The 26,451-nt window shown below is 41.2% G+C and carries 23 protein-coding genes, 1 tRNA gene and 1 riboswitch; of the genes, 21 read left to right on the top strand and 3 right to left on the bottom strand.

The features are described from left to right. Positions 1-27: 27 nt before the first annotated feature. Positions 28-354, bottom strand: coding sequence for a hypothetical protein (locus NQ508_RS03070; protein WP_006427836.1), 327 nt, complete (start codon positions 352-354; stop codon positions 28-30). Between the two features lie 247 nt (positions 355-601). On the opposite strand from NQ508_RS03070, the gene NQ508_RS03075 reads away from it, so the two are divergent. From NQ508_RS03075 to NQ508_RS03120, 10 genes are all read left to right on the top strand, one after another. After that, entirely contained in the window at positions 602-2,128 is a 1,527-nt protein-coding gene (locus NQ508_RS03075; RefSeq protein ID WP_006427835.1) for a Y-family DNA polymerase, read from the top strand. Next, positions 2,125-2,439 (top strand): hypothetical protein, encoded by a 315-nt coding sequence (locus NQ508_RS03080; protein ID WP_070097841.1) that lies wholly within the window; start codon positions 2,125-2,127, stop codon positions 2,437-2,439. The genes NQ508_RS03075 and NQ508_RS03080 overlap by 4 nt, the downstream gene beginning before the upstream one ends. A gap of 129 nt (positions 2,440-2,568) precedes the next feature. Then, on the top strand, positions 2,569-2,946 hold the full coding sequence (locus tag NQ508_RS03085) for a hypothetical protein (protein ID WP_006427833.1): 378 nt from the start codon (positions 2,569-2,571) through the stop codon (positions 2,944-2,946). Then, a complete protein-coding gene (locus NQ508_RS03090) occupies positions 2,936-4,021 on the top strand; it encodes a MerR family transcriptional regulator (RefSeq protein ID WP_006427832.1) in 1,086 nt (361 codons plus the stop codon). The genes NQ508_RS03085 and NQ508_RS03090 overlap by 11 nt, the downstream gene beginning before the upstream one ends. A gap of 5 nt (positions 4,022-4,026) precedes the next feature. After that, complete coding sequence (locus NQ508_RS03095; protein ID WP_006427831.1) at positions 4,027-4,269, top strand: RDAC family protein; 243 nt, start codon at positions 4,027-4,029, stop codon at positions 4,267-4,269. Positions 4,270-4,483: 214 nt separating this feature from the next. Further along, positions 4,484-5,422 (top strand): RpnC/YadD family protein, encoded by a 939-nt coding sequence (locus NQ508_RS03100; protein WP_006427830.1) that lies wholly within the window; start codon positions 4,484-4,486, stop codon positions 5,420-5,422. Between the two features lie 143 nt (positions 5,423-5,565). Further along, positions 5,566-6,969, top strand: a complete 1,404-nt coding sequence (locus tag NQ508_RS03105) for a uracil-xanthine permease family protein (protein WP_006427829.1) — start codon at positions 5,566-5,568, stop codon at positions 6,967-6,969. 282 nt (positions 6,970-7,251) lie between these two features. Further along, complete coding sequence (locus NQ508_RS03110) at positions 7,252-7,479, top strand: helix-turn-helix domain-containing protein (RefSeq protein WP_006427828.1); 228 nt, start codon at positions 7,252-7,254, stop codon at positions 7,477-7,479. Between the two features lies 1 nt (position 7,480). Beyond that, on the top strand, positions 7,481-8,068 hold the full coding sequence (locus NQ508_RS03115) for a DUF2975 domain-containing protein (protein ID WP_044920160.1): 588 nt from the start codon (positions 7,481-7,483) through the stop codon (positions 8,066-8,068). Between the two features lie 28 nt (positions 8,069-8,096). Next, the gene (locus tag NQ508_RS03120; protein WP_022415223.1) at positions 8,097-8,465 is read left to right on the top strand and encodes a hypothetical protein; all 369 of its coding nucleotides are present in this window, start codon (positions 8,097-8,099) and stop codon (positions 8,463-8,465) included. 4 nt (positions 8,466-8,469) lie between these two features. Here the strand turns inward: NQ508_RS03120 and NQ508_RS03125 are convergent, their stop codons facing one another. After that, positions 8,470-9,372 (bottom strand): LysR family transcriptional regulator, encoded by a 903-nt coding sequence (locus NQ508_RS03125; protein WP_006427825.1) that lies wholly within the window; start codon positions 9,370-9,372, stop codon positions 8,470-8,472. 160 nt (positions 9,373-9,532) lie between these two features. On the opposite strand from NQ508_RS03125, the gene NQ508_RS03130 reads away from it, so the two are divergent. The 5 genes from NQ508_RS03130 (at position 9,533) to NQ508_RS03150 (ending at position 17,245) form a co-directional block, all read left to right on the top strand. After that, positions 9,533-11,404, top strand: coding sequence for an ABC transporter ATP-binding protein (locus tag NQ508_RS03130; protein ID WP_006427824.1), 1,872 nt, complete (start codon positions 9,533-9,535; stop codon positions 11,402-11,404). Continuing rightward, positions 11,404-12,882 carry an ABC transporter ATP-binding protein gene (locus NQ508_RS03135; RefSeq protein WP_006427823.1) on the top strand — a complete coding sequence of 493 codons (1,479 nt, stop codon included), beginning with the start codon at positions 11,404-11,406 and terminating at the stop codon, positions 12,880-12,882. The genes NQ508_RS03130 and NQ508_RS03135 overlap by 1 nt, the downstream gene beginning before the upstream one ends. After that, the gene (locus tag NQ508_RS03140; RefSeq protein ID WP_242654756.1) at positions 12,828-13,622 is read left to right on the top strand and encodes a trehalose repressor; all 795 of its coding nucleotides are present in this window, start codon (positions 12,828-12,830) and stop codon (positions 13,620-13,622) included. The genes NQ508_RS03135 and NQ508_RS03140 overlap by 55 nt, the downstream gene beginning before the upstream one ends. Positions 13,623-13,825: 203 nt before the next feature. Further along, positions 13,826-15,769, top strand: coding sequence for a PTS sucrose transporter subunit IIABC (locus tag NQ508_RS03145; protein WP_006427821.1), 1,944 nt, complete (start codon positions 13,826-13,828; stop codon positions 15,767-15,769). Positions 15,770-15,814: 45 nt separating this feature from the next. Then, positions 15,815-17,245 (top strand): glycoside hydrolase family 32 protein, encoded by a 1,431-nt coding sequence (locus tag NQ508_RS03150; RefSeq protein WP_006427820.1) that lies wholly within the window; start codon positions 15,815-15,817, stop codon positions 17,243-17,245. Between the two features lie 142 nt (positions 17,246-17,387). Here the strand turns inward: NQ508_RS03150 and NQ508_RS03155 are convergent, their stop codons facing one another. After that, the gene (locus NQ508_RS03155) at positions 17,388-18,242 is read right to left on the bottom strand and encodes a pyridoxamine kinase (protein WP_006427819.1); all 855 of its coding nucleotides are present in this window, start codon (positions 18,240-18,242) and stop codon (positions 17,388-17,390) included. A 221-nt stretch (positions 18,243-18,463) separates the two neighbouring features. Here NQ508_RS03155 and NQ508_RS03160 point away from each other — a divergent pair. The 6 genes from NQ508_RS03160 (at position 18,464) to NQ508_RS03185 (ending at position 26,326) form a co-directional block, all read left to right on the top strand. Then, positions 18,464-18,537, top strand: a tRNA-Arg gene (locus tag NQ508_RS03160). 130 nt (positions 18,538-18,667) lie between these two features. Continuing rightward, positions 18,668-18,881: riboswitch (cobalamin riboswitch) on the top strand. Between the two features lie 196 nt (positions 18,882-19,077). Beyond that, the gene (locus NQ508_RS03165) at positions 19,078-20,283 is read left to right on the top strand and encodes a sirohydrochlorin cobaltochelatase (RefSeq protein WP_006427818.1); all 1,206 of its coding nucleotides are present in this window, start codon (positions 19,078-19,080) and stop codon (positions 20,281-20,283) included. 24 nt (positions 20,284-20,307) lie between these two features. After that, positions 20,308-20,862 carry a hypothetical protein gene (locus tag NQ508_RS03170; RefSeq protein ID WP_006427817.1) on the top strand — a complete coding sequence of 185 codons (555 nt, stop codon included), beginning with the start codon at positions 20,308-20,310 and terminating at the stop codon, positions 20,860-20,862. A gap of 210 nt (positions 20,863-21,072) precedes the next feature. Continuing rightward, positions 21,073-22,320, top strand: coding sequence for a 6-phosphofructokinase (locus NQ508_RS03175; protein WP_044920153.1), 1,248 nt, complete (start codon positions 21,073-21,075; stop codon positions 22,318-22,320). Between the two features lie 368 nt (positions 22,321-22,688). After that, positions 22,689-24,230 (top strand): hypothetical protein, encoded by a 1,542-nt coding sequence (locus NQ508_RS03180; protein ID WP_006427815.1) that lies wholly within the window; start codon positions 22,689-22,691, stop codon positions 24,228-24,230. Next, positions 24,215-26,326, top strand: a complete 2,112-nt coding sequence (locus NQ508_RS03185) for an Ig-like domain repeat protein (RefSeq protein ID WP_006427814.1) — start codon at positions 24,215-24,217, stop codon at positions 26,324-26,326. The genes NQ508_RS03180 and NQ508_RS03185 overlap by 16 nt, the downstream gene beginning before the upstream one ends. The last annotated feature ends 125 nt before the right edge of the window (positions 26,327-26,451 follow it).

The following is a 26,451-nucleotide window of genomic DNA, read 5'->3' on the forward strand; positions in this document are numbered from 1 at the left end:
TTGAAAGAAGCCACCGGTGGCGGGTACTTAGATTTTAAGCTTCAATATATATGCTAAAACCAGGAATAGTATTGCGATACATTTCACACCAATAGACACTCCGACATACCCCGGCAGCAAATATCCTTTTTGCTTTTTGCCTAATATTAAAGAAATGATATCGATTATAAAAAAGACGATTAGAACAATTGCAGCACCGAAGATCAGTAGCATAGCATCACCATTATTATGTGTCAGTGCAGTTACGACTCCAACATTTGTAATTGACATCCAGCTGTAGATTATGTATATCATGCATATTAAGTTAAAAATAATATCAAAGACAACTTTTTCGTTTCTTGTTCCGTTCTTCATTTTAATGTCCCCTTTCTTTAAGAGAATTTGGTAATAGCCGGCATTCTTATCAATTTTTTGTTTCTTCTCTTTTGTTGTCTATAATATAAACCATCAAGTAACTTGAAGGTCAATAGTTTTAGAAAAAATAATTTGTAACTGCTTCTGTATTGTGGAAAAATCAGAATATTGGTATAATGAGAACATACATTCGAAGTAGAAAAACTTTGTGAATGAATTTGTGAGTAAAGGAAGGAGGAGAACAGGCATGGCAGACAAAGGACGGAGAAGCTATATCGCAATCGACCTGAAATCATTTTACGCATCGGTAGAATGCAAAGAAAGAGAACTGGATCCGATGACGACCAATCTGGTAGTAGCGGACAAAAGCCGTACGGAAAAGACTATCTGTCTGGCAGTGTCTCCTTCCTTGAAATCCTACGGGATACCGGGCCGTGCCAGACTCTTCGAGGTCGTGCAGAAGGTAAAAGAAGTGAATAAAAGACGGATCTGCATGGCACCCGGAAAGAAGTTTGCAGGAGCTTCCGTAGATAATGAAGAAATAAAACTACATCCGGAATTGGAACTGGATTATATTACGGCGGTTCCGAGAATGGCATTATATATGAAATGCAGTACGGAGATCTACAACATTTATCTGAAATACGTTGCACCGGAGGATATCCATGTCTATTCCATTGACGAGGTATTCATGGATGTGACCGATTACCTGAATACTTACCGGATGACGGCAAGAGAGCTGGCTGGAAAGATTATTCGGGAGATCCAGCAGGAGACGTCGATTGCGGCAACGGCCGGAATCGGAACGAATCTGTACCTGTGTAAAGTTGCCATGGATATTGTGGCGAAGCATATTGAGCCGGATCAGAATGGGGTGAGGATCGCAGAACTTACAGAAATTTCTTATAGGAAGCTTTTGTGGGCGCACCAGCCGATCACGGATTTCTGGCGTGTGGGCCCGGGGTATGCGAAGAAGCTTGCGGAAGTCGGATTATTTACCATGGGAGATGTGGCAAGATGTTCTCTTGGTAAGCCGGGGGAATATTATAATGAAGATTTGCTGTACCGGCTATTTGGGGTGAATGCAGAACTTCTGATTGACCATGCATGGGGATGGGAGCCATGCACGATCGCAGATGTGAAGGCGTATAAGCCCGAAAATAACAGTATGGGTGCGGGACAGGTACTGCATTGTCCATATAATTTCGAGCAGACGAAGATCGTGGTAAAGGAAATGATCGATCAGCTGGCATTGGATCTGGTAGATAAACGTCTCGTAACGGATCAGATCGTTCTGACGATTGGATACGACATCAAGAATCTGGAACAAGGAACGAAGAAAAATGTAGGGGAGATCACGACAGATTGGTACGGCAGGAAGCTGCCGAAACATGCACACGGAACCGCTAATCTGAAGCAGCATACTTCTTCATCGAGGCTGATGACACAGGCAGGTGTAAAGCTGTATCATGAAATTGTGAATCCGGATCTTCTGATCCGCCGGATTACGATGGCAGCGAATCATGTGATCAGTGAGAAAGAGGTCCAGGAAGAACAGCAGTATGAACAGATGAATCTTTTTACAGATTTTGGAATTGCAAAGAAGGAAAAGGAAGAGAAGAATGAGAAGCTGGAACGGGAAAAGAAGATGCAGAAGGCGATGCTGGATATCAAGAAAAAATATGGGAAGAATGCAATCTTAAAAGGAATGAATCTGCAGGAGGATGGAACTGCGATGGAACGGAACCGGCAGATCGGAGGACATAAAGCGTGAGAAATGAAAATATTTCGAAAGAAAATATTTCAACAAAACAGATTCTGCAAGAAAGAGAATCGGTAAAAAATATTTCTAAGGAAAACAGGATAGAATTTTCTGGAAAATTGCAGAAATCGGTACTGGAAGTACAGCGGAAATATGGTGATATTCTGGGCTTTCCGCATCATGTATCAGAGACACATCCGCCGATGCCGACAGCAGATCGGGCGGCTCAGTTTACACCATTTGCGGCCCTGAACGGATATAAGGAAGCAATCGAAGAGACAGAGCGGATAGCAGAGGAAAAAGTCGAGCGGGAATACGAATAAAGACAAAAAATAGAAGAAATGGGAAAAAATATGGTGAATCTCTTGACCTTCAAGCGGCTTGAAGGAATAGAATCACCTTAACAAAAAGAGAGAAGGATACAGATATCCGGAACAGGGGAAGGTGAGAGTATGGAAGATACGGGAAAGCTTGAAGAAAGAAATAAAATTGTTTCTGAGCTTCAGACAATAATAAAAGAACGGATTGAATTAAAAGAAATTGAAATACCGGGAACCATTACATTTCAGGTTATGTCTGTGGATGGTGGGAATGTACCGGTGGGAGCCGGTGAAGTGCTTCTGCTTCGTTACAGTGCGACTCATCTGGAATACAGTCATGAGTTGGAAGATGAGAACCAGAAATTTCATATGGCGCTTCATATCATTTATTGTAAAGAGCAGAAAGGTTTGTTTGGAAAAGTAAAGTACAAGACGATAAAACACCGCAAAGAAATCATTACAGAAGCAGACTGGAAAAATGGAAAGAAGGTGTCACTTTATGAAGATTAAAGATGTAGAAAAACAGGTTGGCATTTCCAAGGCGAATATAAGATTCTACGAAGAAGAAGGACTGATCCATCCGGCACGTAATCAGGAAAATAATTACCGGGAGTATTCAGAAGCAGATGTAGAACAGCTTCAGGAAATTAAAAAGTTGCGTCTGATCGGTATTCCGGTACAGGAGATCAAAGAAATCTATGAAGACAGACTGACCTTGCAGGAAGCTTTATCCCGTAGACTAGACGAGATCGAAAAAGAAGAACGTACATTAAAGGAAACGAAACTGACCTGCCAGAAAGCACTGAAAAGTAAGCTTGATATTACATCGATCGATCAGCTTGAGATTGAGGAAGAAAAAGAAGAGTGGCAGGTACGTCTGGCAATTCTTTTGAAAGAGGATATTGTACAGAAGAAATTAAGCAGGGATGAGATGAACAATGAGATTGCATGCTTTTTTATTGCAGGAACGATCTTAAGTGTGATATCTATATGGCTGCTTCCGAAGGATTATATCGGAACACATCTTTATGTCGGGCTGATTTCACTTGCAGCTGTGGTAGGTCTGCTGATCATAGGAACATGTTCGGCGAATATGAAAGTGCATCTGACATTGTTGCTTCTGGGGGCAGTTGTACAGCCTGTCGGACTTTTTACAATCGGAACAGTGATGGGAAGAGGATATATTGTGTGTCGTGATACAGCGGTATTGAAGCAGTATGTAATCTACCTGTATGGCGGGGCATTTATTCTTGCAATTATATTGTGGATGGGCTCAAAGCTGAACCGCTATATTCTGAACAAACTCTGGATCAGTATGCTTGCAAGCCTGATCATGGCAGGAGTGATAGCACAGATGCTGAATCAGAAGTATGGACACTTGATGGCAACAGGCGAACTTATCGTGGGATTTTTGTGTGCTGTTATTTATCTTGCTGCTGTATCCGGAACATGGACACTGGCGAATGCAGACTGGGGAAAATATAACCGGTATCATGCAGTGTATACGTCGAACAAGATGATCAATGTATTCGCAACGATATTCAATGCAGCCGGATACTATAGTGGAAAGAACTGGAGGAGATAGCAGATATGAATTATATTACATTTAATGAAATTATTGAAGTGAACGGATTGCTGGAGGAGAAAGGACTGAATTTTAAAGTCCACTTAAGAGATGCCTGTGGGAAGCAGTCATGTTGGATCGAACCGTTGGGAAATTGTGCATGCGAAGGACGGTATGAGGAGATGTATCAGGTTGTGGAGGAGTATTTTAGAAGGAAAGGGCAGAAGATTACGTTTGATGAGACGAAGTTGAATTTTTTTGCTGTTTAATTTATCTGAAAAAATATATTGAATAATATTTACTTGTATGTTAATCTATATAAAAGCATACTTCAAAAGAAATCTAAGGTATATTGAATCATATACCATCTACATTCTAATTACATTTCAGAAATCTATGCTTTTTATACCAATCAATTGTAAAAAGCAGGAGAGGACTGAACGTGTAAGTAAGATATCCTCCTGCACATAGGAGGAATTAAATATGGCGAGAAGAAAGAGTCAGAAGAGACGCAACAAAAAGTATCAGGTAAACAACCGTCAGTTAAAGGCAAAACGGCCATACAAAGATACGATTTTTCGAATGTTGTATCATGATAAAGAAAATCTGCTATCATTGTATAATGCAGTGAATGGTCGGAATTATACTAATGCAGAAGATTTGCAGATTGTCACATTAAAAAATGCAATTTATATGGGAATGAAAAATGATCTGGCATTTATTATGGATATGAATTTATATTTGTATGAGCACCAGTCGACGTATAACCCGAATATTCCGCTTAGAAATTTATTCTATATTGCGGATGAATATCAAAGATTAGTAGTTCAGAAATCTTTATATTCAACGGTAATACAAAAGATACCGACACCAAGATTTATTGTGTTTTATAATGGGACGAAAAAGGTAGACGATTATAATGAATTCCGATTATCTTCAGCTTATGAGAACCCGACGGATAATCCGGATCTGGAATTAAGGGTGACTATGTTGAATGTAAATGATGGTCATAATCTAGAACTGATGGAACACTGCAGAACATTAAAGGAATATGCTAAATATGTTGCGAGGGTAAGAAAATATGTGACGCAGAATATTCCTCTGGAAGAAGCAGTTACGCGAGCGGTAGATGAATGCATAGAGGAAGGAATTCTGGCAGAATTTTTGATGAAGAATAAGGCTGAGGTGATCAAAGTGAGCATCTATGAGTATGATAAAGAATTTGAAGAGAAAAAATTACGGAAAGCGGAGTATGAGGCTGGGGTAGAAGCTGGAATTGAACTTGGAGAACGGAGTCTTCTGGAAAATCAGATTAGAAAGAAGTTGAAAAAAGGAAAGCCTATAGAACAAATTGCGGATGAATTGGAGGAAGCGGTAACTACAATTCAACGAATTATAGAAGAAACAAAAAAAGAAAATTGAGCAAAATCAGGAAGGCTGTTGCAGATGCAATAGTCTTCTTTTAAAAGTAATAAATGGATTTATTACTTCCACGGTTGCTTTCTCGTAAAATATAAGTTAAATTTATAATAAATAAAATTTTACAGAGAGAATGAGGAAATGTCATGGAAAGCAACAAAGAAGAACAGATAACGACGGTCAGTGAAGAGAATATTTATAAGCTGAACGGCAGGGTTCCACTTAGAAAAGCCATTCCGTTTGGCTTACAGCATGTACTGGCGATGTTCGTATCGAATCTGGCTCCGGTACTGATCGTGTGTAGTGCGGCAGTACTTAGAAGTAATGGGGCGCATTTAAGTTCGGCGGAGATTACACAGTTATTGCAGTGTGCGATGTTTGTAGCCGGAATCGGAACCTGTTTACAGTTATATCCGATTGGAGTGATCGGATCAGGACTTCCGATTATTATGGGAGTCAGTTTTACGTTTCTTGGAAGTCTGTTGGTAATTGCAACGAATCCGAATCTTGGATATGAAGGTATGGTTGGTGCAGTTATTCTGGGTGGTATTTTTGAAGGTTTTGTTGGACTGAGTGCCAAGTACTGGAGAAAATATCTGACTCCGGTTGTATCGGCTTGTGTAGTTATCGCGATTGGATTATCACTTCTGCCGGTAGGTATGGATTCCTGGGGCGGCGGAAATGGAGTGAAAGACTTCGGTTCCTGGTATCATCTGGTCGTTGGAGCATTTACATTGATCGTATGTCTGGTATCCAGAGAAGTACTAAAAGGCGTATATAAGAATTTAAATGTGCTGGTCGGACTGGTATTTGGCTATGCACTTGCAATTATATTTACTGTAGCGGGAATCGCACCGATGGTTGACTTTTCCGGTATTCATAAGACGATTCAGGAGGTTGGTGTGTTCAGTATCCCGAAGCTTGTGTTCCTGACCAGTCATAAGCCGGTATTCAATCTGGGAGCATTTTTTACGATCGCAATCGTATTCCTGGTATCGGCAGCAGAGACGACAGGTGCAACGACGGCAGTCTGTACGGGAGCACTTGGACGTGATCTTAAGATGAAAGAACTTCGCGGTTCACTGGCAGTTGATGGATTTTCAAGTGCAATCTCCGGATGTTTCGGATGTCTGCCGCTGACATCATTCAGTCAGAATATCGGACTTGTGACGATGACACAGGTGATCAACCGTTTTACGATTCTGATGGGAGCACTGATTCTGATACTTGCATCTTTATTCCCGCCGCTTGGAGCATTCTTCAATTCACTTCCACAGGCGGTGCTTGGCGGATGTACAGTTATGATGTTTGGATCGATCATGTATGAAGGAATCAAGATGCTGAAAGAATGTAAATTCGATGACAGAACAATGATTATCGTGTCACTGTCATTTAGTATCGGAGTTGGTCTGACACAGACATCCGGGAACTTCTTTGCAGCATTTCCAAGTGCGGTAGGAGATGTGTTTAATGGAAATGCAGTGGCAGGAGTGTTTGTGGTATCGTTACTTTTGAGTCTGTTTTTGCCGAAGAAGACGAAAGTGGAGTAAGCGAGAATATAAAACAGCATAGTGAATCATAGAAGAAAAGATTATCTGGAGAAAGGGAACTATCCGGATAATCTTTTTTTGGGGCCATGCGTTTATAAGTAGTTGCCGAAAGAAGATTCTTTAGAGTTAAAAATATAAGAAAAGTTGGAAAAATCACATAATTACGAAAAAAACGGTTGGAATATTGCGTGGTAAAAATTATTGACAAACGATAATTCCTTGCTATAATAAAATTATAAATTATCGAAAAACAATAATTTTCAAACACAGAAAGGAGGAAATATGGGAATTCGTATATGCTTGGATGAAGTCCTGAAAAAGAAGGGAATGACTTCAAAAGAATTATGCAGACAAGTCGGTATTACCGAGGCCAATCTGTCGGTACTCCGAAGCGGAAAAGCCAAAGGTATCCGTTTGCATACGATGAATCGTATCTGTTATTTCCTTCAATGTGATGTAGGTGATATTTTAAAATTTGATGGAAATCTGGATGAAGAGGAGGGTGAATAATATGAAGATGAAAAGTTTTGAAAAATTCCGGAAACCACTGACCAGTCTGATGAGATTTCTGGAAATCTTACATTGGTTCGATGGTATCGTATTACTTTGGGCGGGATCGGCTATACCTATGCACAGCGTGCACATTAACGGGGCTATATTCGGCATCAAACAGGATACCATGATGAATGCCTACGGGATGTTCTTTACACTGATTGATGCAAAGGGAAATATGCGGATGCATCTGGTATCCGTGTGGCTTCTGCTGTTGGGAGCAACATCTATATTACTGGCCCTGATTTTTCGCAACGTTCATAAAATACTGAAGTCACTGGAAGGCACAAAGGAACAACCAGAAATGGGCACACCGTTTACAGCAGAAAATATAGAAAGAGTAAAGAAAATAGGAATTTACAGTATAGTAATGCCGACGATTCAGAATGTGGTCGTTTATATTTGCGGAGTATTGATTAAAATGAATGGACTGAAAGATATCAATTTTGAAGTGAGAGGATTCATTTTTGGAATTATTGTTTTATGTTTAGCCTATGTATTCTCTCATGGAGTAAATCTGCAGGAAGAAGTAGATGGGTTTATCTAAGATTTCTATTTGGAGAGGAGAGATGGATATGCAGAAAAGTATCAAATCATTGAAAAGAAATGGCATATTGTTATTGGCGTATGATTTATTGGTGTTATGTATTGTATTTGTAAAAAATGGAATGATAAATATGTCAGCGGAAGCGGCCACTTCTCTAATTGTATCTATTGGTTTTGGAATATTCATCAATTTACTCTGGATCGTGGATTCCAAAACTTGGATTACTGATTACGGAAAAAGGAAATGTATCTGGTCCTATTGGTGTGGCGAAATTGTACTTCTGCTGTTAGTAGTTGCTTTGGAAAATATGAATCAACTGGTTGCAACATCTGCCATATTAGGAATGATGGCGGTATATCTTATAATTGGTATATGGTGGGTGAGCCGCAAGCTCTAATGTGCTAATGCTCACCACACACATCCAGAAATTCCTGCACCAGCGGCACCGGTTTCTTTCCCTTCGCCCAGATCAGAAGTATCTTAGTTATAAGATCCGGCTCATCCAATTCTTGTATACAAAGTCCGTCACACAAGCTGGCCATGGACTGCGGAAAGATGGCAGTTGCAAGATCTTCTTTCGCCCACAGCATGGCACCTCTGGGATCATCGCAGACACAGAAGATGTCCGGATTCATATTCTGGGCATGAAAGGTATTCATGATGAGTTCTTCGTATCTCCGGTATAAGATCAGCGGTCTATGTAAAAGATCGGAGAGCTTTAAGGAAGAAACCGCATTGTGTTTCGAAGAATTATGCGGTGTATCTGTGGTAACGTCAGCGGTCTTTGAAACCATATTTTTGGGTGCTGATACTGCAATCATCGGCTCAGAACACAATTCCATATAAGACACCTCGTCAAGACGCAGTGGTGTTCTGGCAACGGAGATATCGATGATCCCGTCCAGAAGATACTGATAAAGCGAATAAGTGATCCCGTCGTGGACTTCAAAGTTCACGTCGGGATTTTTTTTCGAAAACTGGGAAATATAAGGCATGATGGTATCTACAGTTGTGGGAGTCAGACCGATACGCAGGATCCGTTTTTTCCCGGTTTTCGAGACCTCGAGCTCAGTAGATCTGGCGTATTCCAGCAGATTACCGGATCGGTCGTAGAGAAGCTTTCCGGCTTCAGTAAGAGTAACGCCCTTGCTGGTGCGGTCGAAAAGTTTTACATTTAATTCATTTTCCAGCTGACGGATCTGGTAGCTGAGCGGAGGCTGGGACATATTTAAGTGTCTTGCAGCTTCGTTGATGCTGCCGGTGGATGCAATCTCGCGGAAATATTCTAACTGTCTGAGTTCCATGTTGGATTACCTGCCTTATATATTTTTTGTATTGCAAAGCTATAAAAACAATATTATTCATATCAATGATAACGGACTATAATAAAACAGTCAAGGGATATTATAATAAGTAGATAGCGATGACTTATTAGTTATCGGAAAAAGGAATGGAGTGAAAGAAATGAAGCGTCTTGAGAAGTTTCTGAGACCTTACCGCAGAGAGAGTATTCTGGCACCGCTATTCAAATTATTGGAAGTCGTGTTCGACCTTATGGTTCCTGTTGTGGTAGCTCAGATTATTGATGTGGGCGTTGCGAAGAATGACTATGGATATATTGTGGAAATGTTTTTCGTGTTACTGCTCATGGCAGCAGTCGGACTGTTGTGCAGTTTTACCGCACAGTTCTTTGCCGCAAAGGCAAGTGTTGGATTTGCGACCAGCGTCAGACAGGCAATGTTCGACCATATCCAGGGATTGTCATTTACAGAACTGGATACGCTCGGAACAGACACACTGATCACGAGACTGACGGACGATGTGAACCAGGTGCAGAACGGAATTAACATGGGACTGCGTCTGTTACTTAGAAGTCCGTTTGTCGTAATCGGTGCGATGGTGATGGCATTTACCATCAATGTACGCTGTGCACTGATCTTTGTAGTGACAGTACCGATCCTGTTTGTCGTTGTATTTTCGATTATGCTGATCAGTATTCCGCTGTTCAAGAAAGTACAGGCAGGTCTGGACTGTGTGACAGGACTTACGAGAGAGAATCTGACAGGTATCCGTGTCATCCGTGCATTCTGCAGGGAAGAACAGTCGGTGGAAGAATTCGAAGAAGGAAACAGAGAACTTACAAGATTGAATGAGTTCGTAGGAAGAATTTCTGCCCTTCTGAATCCGCTCACGTATGTATTGATTAACGGAGCAACTGTGTTACTGATCGCGCGTGCCGGAGTGCAGGTCAATATCGGGAATCTGCAGCAGGGACAGGTAGTAGCGCTGTATAACTATATGGCACAGATTATCGTAGAACTGATCAAGCTGGCATCCCTGATCATTACGTTGAACAAATCAATGGCTTGCGCAGACCGTGTGGCCGGTATTCTGGATGTGAAGTCCAGCATGGAATACAAAGTGGCGGCTGAGCAGATGAAGAATGAACAGATAAATGCTGATCAAAGAAAATATGAGACAGACGGCGAGAATGATCAGGCCGACAGTAATCTGGCAGTTGAGTTCAACCACGTCACCTTCACATACGAAGGTGCCGGAGCATCCAGCTTATCGGACATCACCTTCCGTGCGAAGAAAGGACAGACGATCGGAATCATCGGAGGAACCGGAAGTGGTAAGAGTACACTGGTCAGCCTGATCCCGAGATTCTATGATCCACAGGAAGGAACGGTAAAAGTAAATGGTATCAATGCAAAGGACTATCCGCAAGGAGAACTTTGCAGTGAGATCGGAGTGGTACAGCAACGTTCCATCCTGTTCAAAGGAAGTATCCGCGACAATCTGAAGTGGGGCAATGATCAGGCTTCAGATGAAGATCTGTGGAAAGCAATCACAATCGCTCAGGCAAAAGATGTTGTAGAAGCTAAGCCTGGAAAGCTTGATTTTGAAGTAGAACAGAACGGACGTAACCTGTCCGGCGGACAGAAGCAGCGTCTGACGATCGCACGTGCACTGGTCAGCAAGCCTGAGATATTGATTCTGGACGACAGCTTAAGTGCGCTGGATTTTGCGACAGACGCAGCACTTCGTAAAGCAATCGGTGAACTGGAAGGCAATGTGACAACCTTCCTGGTATCTCAGAGAATTTCCGGTATCCGTCAGGCAGACAAGATCCTGGTTATGGAGGACGGTGAGCTGGCAGGACAGGGAACCCATGAAGAACTGATGGAGATTTGTGAGACCTATCAGGAGATCTATTATTCACAGTTCCCGGAAGAACGTCCGGCTGCAGTTAAATCTTCAAAGGAAACCGGAAAAGATTTGGACAAAGCGGATAAAATGACAGAGAAGGCAGAGAAAGGAGCGGCAGAGTAATGAAGAAATTATTAAAGCTCATAGGAAAGTATAAGATTTTCCTTGCATTCAGTGTAATCTTTGCTGCAATCTCTGTAGTATTGCAGTTATATGTGCCGGTTTTATTCGGTGATGCAATTGATGAAGTTGTATCGGCACATCAGGTGAACTTTGATATGATGTGGTATTATCTGAAGCAGATTCTGATTTTTATCGTGATATCAGCATTTGCTACGTGGTTCATGAATCTGTTGAACAACCGGATGACTTACCGGATCGTGCAGGATATCCGTTCACAGGCAATCCGTCATATCCAGGTACTGCCGTTGTCTTATCTGGATCAGCACAGCACCGGAGATATTGTAAGCCGTGTCATTGCAGATACAGATATCTTATCCGATGGTCTGTTGTTGGGATTTACACAGTTATTTTCAGGAATCGTGACGATCGTTGTGACACTGATTTTCATGTTCTCTAAGAATGTGTGGGTAACACTGCTGGTGATCGTACTGACACCATTTAGTTTCGTAGTGGCGAAATTCATTTCTTCCAGGTCTTATACGATGTTCCGGAAGCAGAGTGAGACCAGAGGACGGCAGACCGCACTGATTGAAGAAATGATCGGCGGACAGAAAGTAGTAAAAGCATTTGGGTACGAGAAAGAATCATCCAGAAGATTTGATGAGATCAATAAAGAACTGCAGAACTACAGCCAGAAAGCAGTGTTCTACAGCAGTTTAACGAACCCGTCCACACGATTCGTCAATAATATCATTTACGCCGGAGTGGCTTTACTTGGAGCATTTCTGATACCGGGCGGCACGCTGACGGTCGGAGGACTTTCTGTACTGTTAGCGTATGCGAACCAGTATATGAAGCCGTTCAACGATATCAGTTCGGTAGTCACAGAGATGCAGAATGCGCTGGCATGTGCGGACCGTATCTTTGATCTGTTAGAGCAGAAAGAAGAGACATTGGATGCGGAAGGCGCATTTGCTACAGTTGATGGCAATGTTACAATCGACGATGTGGCATTTAGTTATGATAAAGAAAAAGAACTGATCGAGAACTTCAATCTGGATGTAAAACCGGGTATGCGTATTGCAATCGTTGGTCCGACAGGATGCGGTAAGACGACATTTATCAACTTGCTGATGCGCTTCTATGATGTAGATGAAGGAAAGATCCTGGTGGATGGAAAGGACATCCGGGAGGTATCCAGACATGCCCTTAGAAGCAGCTTTGGTATGGTGTTGCAGGATACCTGGATCAAGAGCGGAACCGTAAGAGACAACATCTGCTTTGGAAAACCGGATGCAACCGATGAAGAGATCATTCGTGCAGCGAAGGAAGCAAGAAGCTGGGAATTCATCCGGAGACTTCCAAAAGGTCTGGACACGGTGCTTCACGAAGACAGTATCAGCCAGGGTCAGAAGCAGCTTCTGTGTATCACAAGATGCTGCTTGCCGGAACGGATAATACACCGGCGAAGGAAATAGAGTATATGCGTCTGTTCGAGAATTATCCGGTAGACGGGATTATTCTTGTGGGAACGATGATCACGGCGGAACATCGGAGATTTCTGAAAGAATCGAAAGTACCGGTGGTTGTGATTGGTCAGCATACGAAATATGCGAACTGTATTTATCATGATGATTACGGCGCAGGGGAGGCCATGGGATGTGCGGTTGCGGCAAAGAGCCGGAAAGAGATTGCATATATCGGAGTATCAAGAGAAGATAAAGCAGCTGGAGCGGCCAGAGAAGATGGATTCCGGGAAGGTCTGAAAAGGTCGGGAAAAGAATTAAAAGACGGATATTATAAGGTGGCGGAGTTCACGACAGAATCCGGATATGAAAAGGTTCTGGAATTATTGAATGAAAAACATGACATCGATATCATATCATGCGCCACTGATACAATCGCAGCCGGGGCAATCGAAGCGATTCATACTTATGCCGGAAGTCAGATTCCGAAGAATGTAGAAGACACAGGATCCAGATTCCGTTATATATTAGAAAATACATCGATTCAGGTTACCGGATTTGGCGATAATCAGCTTTTAAAGGCGGTAACAGGTGGAATACCAACAGTGCATTTTGGCTATAAGACCAGTGGAATCCGGGGCGCAGAACTCCTGTTGGATGTAATAGAAAGGGATGAAAGCATTCCGGTAGAGATCAAACTTGGATTCCGGCTCGCTAACATTGATGATCCGGAAGAAAATATAGAAGACTAAGAGATGCCGGAGCAGAAAATCAGTGTGTAAAATGTGTAAATAGATTCCGAATCAGTCAAAAACAACAGAATTCGTGCAAACCGCACAAAATCGAATAGCAAATATCAGTAAAAATGCCATCTTTACAAATGGCATTTTTTTTCTTATTATAAAATTACAAAATGTGAAAACGATTACACATAGAACGAGGAAGGAGAGTTAATATGGATTACAGAAAGACCGCACAGGACATCCTGGATCATGTCGGCGGAAGTAAGAACATTGCATCTGCAGCACATTGTGCAACGAGACTTCGTCTTGTCATTGCAGATAATAAGAAAGTAAGTAAAGAAGCACTTGAAAATGTAGATGGGGTAAAAGGAGTCTTCGAAGCATCGGGACAGCTTCAAATTATCCTCGGAACCGGTACGGTAAATAAAGTATTTGCCGAGTTCATCGACATTGCAGGTATCACGGCAAGCTCGAAAGCAGAGGCAAAAGAGGCAGCTGCAGAGAAGCAGAACTGGTTCATGCGTGCGATCAAGCTGCTTGGTGATATCTTCGTACCGATCATTCCGGCCATCGTAGCCAGCGGTTTCTTAATGGGAATCATGAACTCACTTGATTTTATGAATAGCAACGGATTCCTCCATATTAATACACACAGTTCGATTTATGTATTTGCGAATCTGTTCAGTAACATTGCTTACACATTCCTGCAGATCCTGATCGCATTCTCAGCTGCAAAAGCATTCGGTGCGAACCAGTATCTTGGTGCAGTTATCGGTATGATCATGATCCATCCGTCACTGCAGAACGCTTATACTGTAGCAACAGAGGGTGTACAGCAGACACAGAGCGTATTCTTCGGACTGTTCAAGATTGACATGGTCGGATATCAGGGACACGTCATTCCTGTTATCATCGCCGTATGGATTCTGGCAGTGATCGAGAAGAAGTTACATAAGATCGTTCCGGAAGTTCTTGACTTGTTCGTAACACCTCTGGTCAGCGTATTTGTAACAGGTTACCTTACATTATCAATTGTAGGACCGATCTTCGTATGGGCTGAAAATGCAATTCTCGGAGCAATCCAGTGGATGCTAACGCTTCCTCTCGGAATTGGAAGTCTGATCATGGGAGGTTTATATGCACCAACCGTAGTAACCGGTATTCATCAGATGTATACAGCTATTGACATCGGACAGCTTGCAAAATACGGTGTTACATACTGGCTTCCACTTGCAAGTGCAGCCAACGTAGCACAGGGAGCTGCAGCACTTGCAGTAGGTATTAAGTCTAAAGATAAGAAGATCAAATCTCTGGCGCTTCCATCATCACTCAGTGCATTTATGGGAATTACAGAGCCTGCAATCTTCGGTGTAAACTTAAGATTCTTCAAACCATTCATCGCCGGATGTATCGGTGGAGGATGTGGGGCATTATATGCATCACTGGTACATCTTGGAGCGAAAGGAACTGGTGTGACAGGTATCTTCGGTATCCTGCTCTGCCTGAATCAGCCGCTTCAGTACCTGATCGAGATGGTGATCGCAGTCGGTGTTGCATTCGTGATCTCATTCCTGATCTATAAGGATGCAGAACCAAAGGCAGCAACCGCAGATGCAGCAGAGACAGCAGCAGTAGAAAATATGGAAACAACAGACGCAGTAGCAACAGACGATACAGCAGCAGACACAACAGCAGCTACAACAGAAGAGACATTAACAAGCCCGGTAAATGGAACACAGATTCCGTTAGCAGAAGTAGCAGATGAGACATTCGCATCAGAGATGCTCGGAGCTACCGTTGCAGTAGAGCCTGCAGATGGAAAAATCGTAGCGCCATGCGACGGAGAAGTATCGAATATTTTCGAGACAGGTCATGCCGTATGTATCACAACAGAAGCGGGTGGCGAACTTCTGATCCATATCGGTATTGATACTGTAAAAATGGATGGAAAAGGATTTACAAAGAAAGTTTCTGATGGCGATAAAGTACATGCAGGAGATATTCTGGTAGAAACGGACCTTGAGGAAATCAAGAATGCAGGATATCAGACGACAACAATGATGATTCTGACAAATACAGATGAATTCGGAAATGTAACAAAGGCAGAACCTGCTGAAGTTAAGACAACAAGTAAAGTTATGACACTTACAAAATAATGTGTATAGAAATAATGCTTATAGATAGATGGAGACGATTGATTTATGAACGCATTAACAAGAGATCTTGTAAAATTAGTAGAGACAGCAGAACAAAGCCAGAAAACCAGAGAAGAGTTATCCGTATCAGATAGAAAATTCCGTGAAAAACTACACCTGATGCCGCCGGTCGGCTGGCTGAATGATCCAAATGGACTCTGCCAGTTCCAGGGTATCTATCACGCGTTTTTCCAGTATTCGCCGTTTAATGCAGAAGGCGGTGTGAAGATGTGGGGTCACTATACCAGCAAGGATATGATTAAGTGGGAATATCAGGGTACCGCACTTTATCCAGATCAGCCATTTGACTGTCACGGAGTATATTCCGGATCCGCATTTATTGAAGATGGAAAAATGTATCTGTACTATACAGGAAATGTCAAATTAGAAGACGGGGAATATGATTACATCCGCACCGGACGTGAGGGCAATACCGTTCTGGTTATAACGGAAGACGGCAAGACGTTCGGAAAGAAAAAAGAACTGATGAGAAATTCAGATTATCCGGACGATCTGACCTGTCATGTAAGAGATCCAAAGGTATGGAAAGAAAATGGTACTTATTATATGGTACAGGGTGCAAGAACGAACAAAGATGTAGGTCAGGTACTTGTATTTGAATCTGAAGATAAAGTAAACTGGAAGTTCAGAAACCGGGTGGAATCCGAAAAGCCATTCGGGTATATGTGGGAATGCCCGGATTATTTCAAAATCGGAGATAAGAAACTTCTTTCCACGTCTGTTCAGGGACTGGAAGGTGGTATCTGGGAGGATCGTAATGTATATCAGTCCGGATACTTTGAGATAGAAGGAGATATTCTTGGAGAATACAAGTTGTCAGAGTATCATTTGTGGGATTATGGGTTTGATTATTATGCCCCGCAGAGTTTTGAGACGGAAGACGGAAGAAGGATCCACATCAGCTGGATGGGAATGCCGGACTGCGAAGAATACAGCAATCCGACCATTCAGACAGGATGGCAGCATTGCTTTACATTTCCAAGAGAAATCTTTGAAAAAGATGGCAAGATCTGTCAACGTCCGATAAGAGAACTAGAAGAGAAGAAACATCTGGTAAGTGATGTGAAAGGTATGCTGGTAAGAGAGGGATATCCGGTATATGAAATGACGATTTCGGATATTACAAAGAACCGCTTTAAAGTTATCCTTTCAGAGAAGCTGATCCTGGATTATGCTGACGGAAAATTCCGGATGCATTTTACAGATCAGGATAAAACTTCGGTATCTTCAGGAAGAAGCATGAGATATGTAGAAGTGGAAGAAGTGGAGAATCTGAAGATTCTGGCCGATACATCCTCTGTTGAAGTATTTGTAAATGATGGGGAATATGTATTTTCGACAAGATATTATCCGGAAGTGTATAAATTACAGGCAGAAGCTGTGGGAGCACAGATTACGTTGTCAGAAATTATGTAACGAAATATCAATCTGAGATACCAATAATATAGAAAGAAGATCACCATATATCAAAAGAAAGAGTTTCAGTAGAGAAATTTTCAAAAGATATATGGTGATTTTTAATACCAATGTATGCAATAGAAGCTGCCAGTGGCAGATTCTATGTATGCAAGAGATACAAATATTTTTCAAAATTAACGCCTTCGTTTACCGGAACATGTTCTTCTACAGAATCAATTAATGATTTTTCAAGAAAAGAACCTGCGGTCTGCATCATTTCCGTAAGGGAAATATCTCTGGCAAGTCCGCCTGTGATGCAGGAAGCAAAGAGATCACCCGTACCGGAATAACTTCCGTTGCAACAGGGATATGCCGAAAGAAAATGTGAAGAGCCATATAGCAGGAGATTTCCAATCTTATGAACTCCGTCATCTGCAGTAAAATGAATACCAGTGATGAGGACCTTTTTTTCATGATCCTTTGTCAAAGTCTGCCCTGCATCCTTAAGTCGTGAAATGAGCTGCTGTATAGACAGAGACGGATCCTGCAGGCTGTTATAATCTATATCCGTCAGCAGACAGAATTCGGTAAGGTTAGGAGTGATAACATCTGCACGTGCGACAAGTTCTTTCATAGCAGTCAGAAGCCCGGAAGTATACATATCATAGGTAACGCCATCGTCTCCCATTACAGGATCGACCAGAAGAAAGGTGTCTGCTGTTTGGAAAGTATCCAGAAAGTGCATGATCTGTTCAATCTGGCAGACACTGGCAACATAACCGGTATAGATTCCGGAAAAAGAAGTGCCTAGTTTCTTCCATTCCTGGCGGAAATAATCCATCTTATCGGTAAAATCATAACAGTAGTAGCTGGGGTATTCTGTTTGTGAACTTAAAATGGCGGTAGGGAGTGGACAGGCCTGGATTCCCATCGCAGATAATACGGAGATGGCAGCAGTCAGGGAACAGCGTCCAAGTCCGGACAGATCATTGATTACAGCAACTTTTTTTGTCATAAAGAAATCCTCATTTTCTAATGTATTGTAAATATGTAATAATTATACCATTATAAAAAGAAGAAAGAAACGGCCAGAGAAAAGGAAGACTTGCAGGCCACCAGAGCTTAAAAAAATAATTTAAAAAAATTTGAAAAAGTTGTTGACAGATAGAAAACGTTGCGCTATAATTAATTTTGTTGCTGAGGTACATAAATAACTGAGGCAAACAAATATAATATGTGCGCGTAGCTCAGCTGGATAGAGCGTCTGGCTACGGACCAGAAGGTCGGGAGTTCGAATCTTCTCGCGCACGTACGAGAGACCCTTGTTTGACATTAAGTCGGACGAGGGTTTTTTGCTGTTCCGAAGCGGATGTTTCAATTCAGATGACCGGGACAGTATTGACATAATTTGGGCAACTGTGTTAAGGTTACATAGTAAATTTAATCAAGATTGTGTGAGGTGTCAGTCAGAAGGATTCAGAATAATTTGTGGAAAGAAGGATCTGACTGGTGAAAAGGGAAACAGGTGAGAATCCTGTACGAACTCGTCACCGTGTTTTGCAAGCAGAAGCTACAGATCCACTGGGAGAACCGGGAAGGGAGCAGATGTGTCAGAGCAATAAGCCGGGAGACCTGCCTTTCGCAGTACAGGAACGAAAAAGTTCAGGCCACGAGGAATTGGCAGTACGAAATGGATCACAGAACTGTATGTGGTATAATACAGTTTTATTTTCGTTGTCTTCGTTTCCTGACGGAGGCTTTTTTTGGCTATATATTCGGAAGGAGCTGACGGAGGCCGAGTTTTTTTGTATCTCGTGCATTGACAATCGGAAAATCAGGAGGTAAAAGAAATGAAAAAGAAACTGGTAGTTGTATTATTATCAGCAGCTATGTGTGTAGCAGCACTTGGCGGATGTGGTTCCAAAGCAGGTAGCAGTTCAGACAGCAGCAAGAAGACTGCAGAGAATTCATCAAAAGAGGACGATCAGAAAGCTGCAGATGAAGTAGCAAAGAAGATTGATGCCATCTATGTGCAGGAAAGAAACGACAAGACAGATGAGCAGTGTAAAGAAGCGAAAGAAGCGTGGGACAAATTGACAGATGCACAGAAAGAACTTGTGGAAGGTGAAAATGCTGATCCGGATTATTTCGGAAGAGATACAGGGGATGCTTCCCAGGATGATCCGTTAAATGAAGATAACATCGGGGAGAAGGAACTCTTGGTAGTAAGTTTCGGAACATCTTTTAATGCAAGCCGTGCAGCCGATATCAGCGGAGTTGAAAAAGCACTTCAGGCAGCTAATCCGGACTGGTCCGTAAGAAGAGCATTTACAGCACAGATCATCATTAATCATGTACAGGCAAGAGATGGTGAGAAGATTGATAACATGGATCAGGCTTTAGAGCGTGCAGTAAAGAATGGTGTAAAGAAACTGGTTGTACAGCCTACACATCTGATGCACGGTGCAGAGTATGATGAGTTAACAGAAACAGTAAATAGTTACAAAGATAAATTCGAATCTGTTAAAATCGCAGAACCACTTCTCGGAGAAGTTGGAGCGGACGCAACAGCAATCAATGAAGACAAGGCTGCAGTAGCTAAGGCAATCACTGCAGAAGCAGTAAAGACAGCAGAATATGACAGCCTTGATGCAGCAGCAGAGGACAGCACAGCATTTGTATTCATGGGACATGGAACATCTCATACAGCAAAGATCAGCTATTCTCAGATGCAGGCACAGATGGAACAGCTTGGATATAAGAATGTATTCATCGGAACAGTAGAAGGTGAGCCGGAAGATACTTCCTGCGAATCCGTTATCGCAAAAGTAAAAGATGCCGGATATAAGAATGTAATCCTTCGTCCACTTATGGTTGTTGCCGGAGATCATGCTAATAATGATATGGCCGGAGATGATGATGATTCATGGAAGAGTCAGTTTGAGGCATCTAAGAACTTTGACAGTGTAAAGACACAGATTGCAGGTCTTGGAGAGATCGATGCAATTCAGCAGTTATATGTTGCTCATACAAAAGCAGCTATGGATGCACAGTAAGAAAGATAATTAAGGGAGATAACAATGTTGAGAAAGAGATTGATGGCAGTTGTACTGTCTGCAGTAATGACAGCTGCAATATTCACAGGATGTGCAAGTAAGGATGACAGCAGCAAATCAGACAACAAATCAGCCAAGACAGAACAGCAGAAGTCTGATGCAAAAGAAGAAAAATCAAAAGATTCAAAGTCCGAAGCAGCAAAGGCGCCGATCGAGGATGGGACCTATACTGCAGAATTTAAGACGGACAGTACGATGTTTCATGTAAATGAAGCAAATGAAGGAAAAGGTACACTGACTGTAGAAGATGGAAAGATGACGATACATATCAGTCTCGTATCAAAAAATATCGTGAATCTCTTCCCTGGTACAGCAAAAGAGGCTCAGAAAAAAGGTACAAAACTTTTAGAACCAACCACAGACAAAGTTACATACAGCGATGGAACGACAGAAGAAGTCTATGGATTTGATGTTCCGGTTCCGGCGTTAGATGAAGAATTTGATCTGGCGTTGATCGGAACAAAGGGCAAATGGTATGATCACAAGGTAAGTGTATCAAACCCGGTAAAAGCTGAATAAAATGTATGAATAAAAACTCTTATTTCCCATATATTGTACAGACTACAAAAAGGTGGGGAATAAGAGTTTTTTTTGTATCAAATAATGCAAAGATACATAAAAATAGTAAAAATGCATAAAAAAAATAAGAATTACTGGACTTTTATGTTAAAACGCACTAATATTGAATTAACGGTAAAACGGAATAAAAAACAGGAAGGAAATAAGCGAATGAAAGGAAATGTAATTGTAGGACAATCTGGGGGACCAACTGCAGCGATCAATGCCAGTCTTGCCGGTGTATACCGGACAGCGAAAGACCGTGGAGCCAATAAAGTATATGGAATGCTTCACGGAATCCAGGGATTATTAAAAGAAAAATATATTGATCTGTCAGATCATATCAAGACCGAACTGGATGCGGAATTATTAAAAAGAACACCGGCCGCATTTTTGGGATCCTGCCGTTATAAGCTTCCGGAGATCCATGAGAACAGAGAAGTGTATGATAAGATATTTGAGATCCTGGACAAACTGGATATCGAAGTATTTATCTATATCGGTGGAAATGATTCTATGGATACAATCAAGAAATTATCGGATTATGCCATTATATTCGGTCATGCAATCCGTTTCATTGGATGTCCGAAGACGATTGATAATGACCTTGCACTTACCGATCATACTCCAGGATATGGAAGTGCGGCAAAATATATCGGAACATCTATGAAAGAGATTATCCGTGACAGCTTCTGCCTGGAATATGAAAAAGGCGTGGTATCTATCGTCGAAATAATGGGAAGAAATGCCGGATGGCTGACCGGAGCGGCTGCATTGTCAAAGGGAGAAGACTGCGAAGGACCAGATCTTATCTATCTGCCGGAACTTCCATTTGATCTTCAGTTATTTGGAGAAAAGATCAAACAATTATTACAGGAGAAAACATCTATTGTTGTTGCAGTATCAGAAGGAATCCGTACAGAAGATGGAACTTATGTATGTGAACTTGGCAACAGTATTGACTTTGTAGATGCATTTGGACATAAGCAGTTATCCGGAACAGCATCTTACCTTGCAAGTTATATTGCAGGGGAGATTGGATGTAAGACACGTGCGATTGAATTAAGTACATTACAAAGAGCCGCATCTCACGCAGCTTCAAGAGTTGATATACTGGAAGCATATCAGGTTGGAGGAGCAGCGGTAAAGGCAGCAGACGAAGGAGATACCGGAAAGATGGTAGTCTTAAAACGTCTGTCGGATGATCCATATCAGTGCGGAACAGAAGTAAAGGATGTACACAAGATTGCCAATGATGAGAAGCTTGTACCAAGAAACTGGGTAAACGAAGAAGGTACTTATGTAACAAATGAGTTTATTTCTTATGTGCGTCCATTGATTCAGGGGGATGTATCACCGGTTATGGTAGATGGAATCCCAAGACATCTGTATACACCAAAAGAATTAAGCCACAGATAAAAAATAGATAAGATTTGAAGATTGGAAAGATAGTGCCGTATTGCGAGCGTATAACAAGATACATGTCTTGCAATATGGCACTTTTTGTATACCAAAGCAGCATGTAAGAGAAGTTGCCGGCAGCAAGTTCTGTAGATACAAAAATATGTAAGAGAAGTTGTCTGTGGCAGGTCCTTTAAAGTGCTGTGCCAGAAAATATATAAAAACAATAAAAAAGGGTTGAAATTTTGACATGAATCAGGTAAGATATCTTTAATCTATATTTTCAAGATAGATTCTTTTAATTAATCTATATAGTCTGTAGGACTTCGTGAGGCCTCACCAAATTTACCATGTAAGAAAAAATGAAAAAAGAACAGGGGTGATATATGTTGCAACAAAAAGAAAGTTATGATGTGTTGCGGCTGATTGAGCATGGACAATTATGCTATATCAGTTCCGAAAATGTGCAGGGGAAAACCCTGGACAGATACTTAAAATATCATCCGGTAATAAAAAAACGGGAGATATTTTTATTATTAAAAGAGATAGCAGGACAACTGGCGTCATTTCACAGGTGCAGGGGAAATCCTTGTTATCAATATGTAAATCCATATAGTATTGTCAGGTCTGAAGATGGAAGAATTTATTTTCTGGATATGCAGTCGGAAGCAAACAGAAGCAAGATGATATTTATGCAAAGAAGAGATATCCGTGAATATTTTCTTCCGCCGGACGAAAAGTATTATCAACATGCCAGTAAGGAACTGGATATGTATGGGCTGGGAAAAACATTTCAATATATTCTGGCATCTGTGGAGGCAGAACCACGTTTTAACAGACGAGAAGAATATCGTCTTCAGAGAATTATTTCAAAAGCAATGGGGATAAGATCACCCCATTATCTAAATGTATCAGAAATCCAAAAGCAAATCCCAAGGTATGAAGAAAAAGACAGAGATAAAATTTTGAATAATAAGGGGAAAAGAAGAAAAAAAGTGTGTATAACAGTAGTTTTGTCTATTGTTTTCGGGGGATATTTGTTCATAAATGCATGGGAAAATGCTGAAAAAGCAAACCAGAGAGAGATGAAAAGAACGGAATCTTCCAAATCAGAAGAGAAAAAAAGTGAAAAATCGGATGACCGGATAAAAAAGAAAATATATGAAAGAGATGAAGAGTATCTGGAATTGGCACTGGCATATTTCCTGAATGTGGGAGATATGAAAAAAAGTCTGAAATGTCTGAATCAAATGGAGAATCAGACGCTGGCAGTTAATCTGAAAAGGCTTATCAAAGCGTATGAAAAACAAAAAGTGCCGGAAGAGGCAGAAAAATTTGCAGCAAGTCTTGCTTACCTGGAGAATGAATGGAAAGAAAGAAGTATGCAGTCGGAAGAGAAGAAAAAACAGGCAATACAGTGCCTGATAAGAGGGTATGGATTACTGGATGATAAAGAAAGTTCAGAAAAAGTGTTGAATCTGGTAGAAGAAGGATTAAAGACAGATTATCTGAATGATTCTGCGAAGAGAGAACTATTGCAGTATCAGGCGTCTGCATTGGAAAAAGAAGAAAAGAAAGAGGAGGCAGCAAACATATATGCAGAGATATTGGAGGATGAGACGGAACCGGGTAAGAGAGAAGAGCTGTATAAAAAGATGGTACAGTTGTATGAAACTGCAGGAAGACGGGATATGGCAAGCGATACATGCATTCAGGGGATAAAAGAGCTTGGAGAATCAGAAGAGTTGAAATTAACACATATAAGACTGATATGTGCAGATCCGGTTGTCAATAGAGATACGTGTGCACTCAAGATTAAAGAATATGTAACAGAAGATACTGAACTTTTGGAAAATGCAGAATTTAAGAAATTACAAAAAGAATATGGAATTAAGGCAGAAGGAGGAAATATATGGGTAGGAAGATAAAAAAAGTAATAATGATAGCAGCGTTTGGTATGGTGACCGGAGGACAGATTGCTGATCTGTTACCGGAAGGAAATGTGATGCAGGTAGAAGCGGGAAGTCGAAAGCAGATTATAAAAGTAAAAAATAAAGTAAAAGACAGTAAGAAAGAATTTGACAAGGACAAAGATAACGCCAAAGATAATGAAAAGGATCTGGTAGAAGAGGGAGAAAAAGAGGACAGAAAAGATTCGGAGGAAGATAGAGAGAAAGACGATAAGAAAGATGACGGGAAAGATCCGGAGAAGGATGATGAAAAAGATGACGGGAAAGACTCAGAGAAGGATGACGAGAAAGAGGATGGAAAAGATCCGGAGAAGGATGACGAGAAAGAGGATGGGAAAGACTCGGAGAAAGATGACGAGAAAGATGACGAGAAAGATGACGGGAAAGACTTAGAGAAAGACGATGAAAAAGAGAATGGAAAAGATCCGGAGGAAGAAGAGATAAAAATGTATCATGCGGAATATGAGGATCCGGATGGTCAGAATGGCTATTATATCAGTGCTCCGACCGGAAAGATCACACATCTGAGTAAGAATGGCGTGACCAGATACCTTTTTGAGAATGGAGATGGGGAAAGGCAGGAAGGTACGCTGGAAAAATTAAATGAATCCTGCCGGTTGAAACAATTGAATTTTGCAGATGGAAGGAATGAACTGGAAGTATGGATGGAAGATGAAGAACATCATCAGATTGAAAATTCAGAAAGCAGAAAGGAATTCTGGATAGACAGTGTAAGACCGGTGATCGGTCTGGAAGTGTCCGGAGGAGCAGATATTTGGCACAAAGAGGCAGCAGAGGTAGTGGTAGAAGCTTCTGACGGGAGCAATGGAAGCCAGATCGCGGAAATTATCTGTAAAACAGGAGAAAAAATAGTTGGGAAAAGCAGTAAAGGAGCAGAAAAATTTGTCATTACAGAAAGTTCACAGAATGGGGAAAGTACCCCGGTAACAATTATTGCTACAGACTATGCGGGAAATCAGACGGTGGTAACGGATCGGGTTTTTGTTGACAGAGATGCACCGAAAGCATTGATACAAGGAGTGGAGGATTATACGATTACCAGTAAACCTGTACAAGTCAGCTATCTGGCAGAAGAAGAGAATGTAATTCAGACGGTGCGGGCAAATATTTTAAAAGAAGATATCGATGGGAAAAAGGAAGAAACAGAAATCACAGAATGGAAAACAAAAAGCAGGAATGAGTCTGGTGATACAAAAAAAGAAAGTGTGCAGACACTTGCAGAGGACGGGCTGTATAAACTCCGAATGAATGTAACAGATATGGCAGGGAATGTCAGTCATGCCGAGAGACAGCTGATTATAGATAAAGAAAATCCCGTTATTGCACATGTAGATGAGTTGGATGGAAAGTATTTAAAGAAGTTTAGCTGGAATTATTCTATCGAGGAATCGATTAAGGATTTTACGAATTATACATATGTAATGAAAGTGGACGATGCATTTTATCGGCCAGGAGAAAAAATTGAAAAAGAAGGGGTACATGTACTGACAATTGAAGCTTTTGATTCAGCAGGAAATAAAGGAGAAGCAAAAGCGAGGTTTACCATCGATCATACACCGCCGGTGATCGAGTTTGAGGGGATAGAAGATGGAGAAAAATATGAAAAAGAAAAAACATTTTATGTCAGAACAGAGAATCTGGAAGATCAGATTGAATACATTAAAATTAATGGGAAAAAACAAAACAGGAAAAAACAGAAGAAGGGATATGAAATTCAGCTAAATGAGGCAAAAAATTATGAAATAGAGGTAAAAGCAAAAGATTTTGCGGGAAATGAAAAAGTTTCACAGATAGGATTTGAAATATACGAGGAAAAGAGTTTGTGGCAGAAAATTGTGGAACCGGTCAGAAAATATATTTTTTATGGAAATGAAAAGGTAATACAGGATGAAAAAATGGTCAAGGAAGATAAAAAGGAAGGAAAAAAGAAGAACATAATTTTATGGGAGAGAGCTGTTTTATTTGGCGCATTGATTGTTGTAGGAATATGGAAACGGGAAAAAGTGAAAGAAATCTGGAAAAATCTTTCATAAAAGGGAGGATGCCGGGTAACCACTTTCGCAGTTCCCGGCATGTATTATGAAAAAGTTTATTCCAAATAGTATTTACATACTAGATAACGTCTTTTGTATATCAAAGGATATGAGAGAAATTCTAA

The organism is Dorea longicatena (genome assembly GCF_025150085.1).
Lineage (GTDB): Bacteria > Bacillota > Clostridia > Lachnospirales > Lachnospiraceae > Dorea_A > Dorea_A longicatena.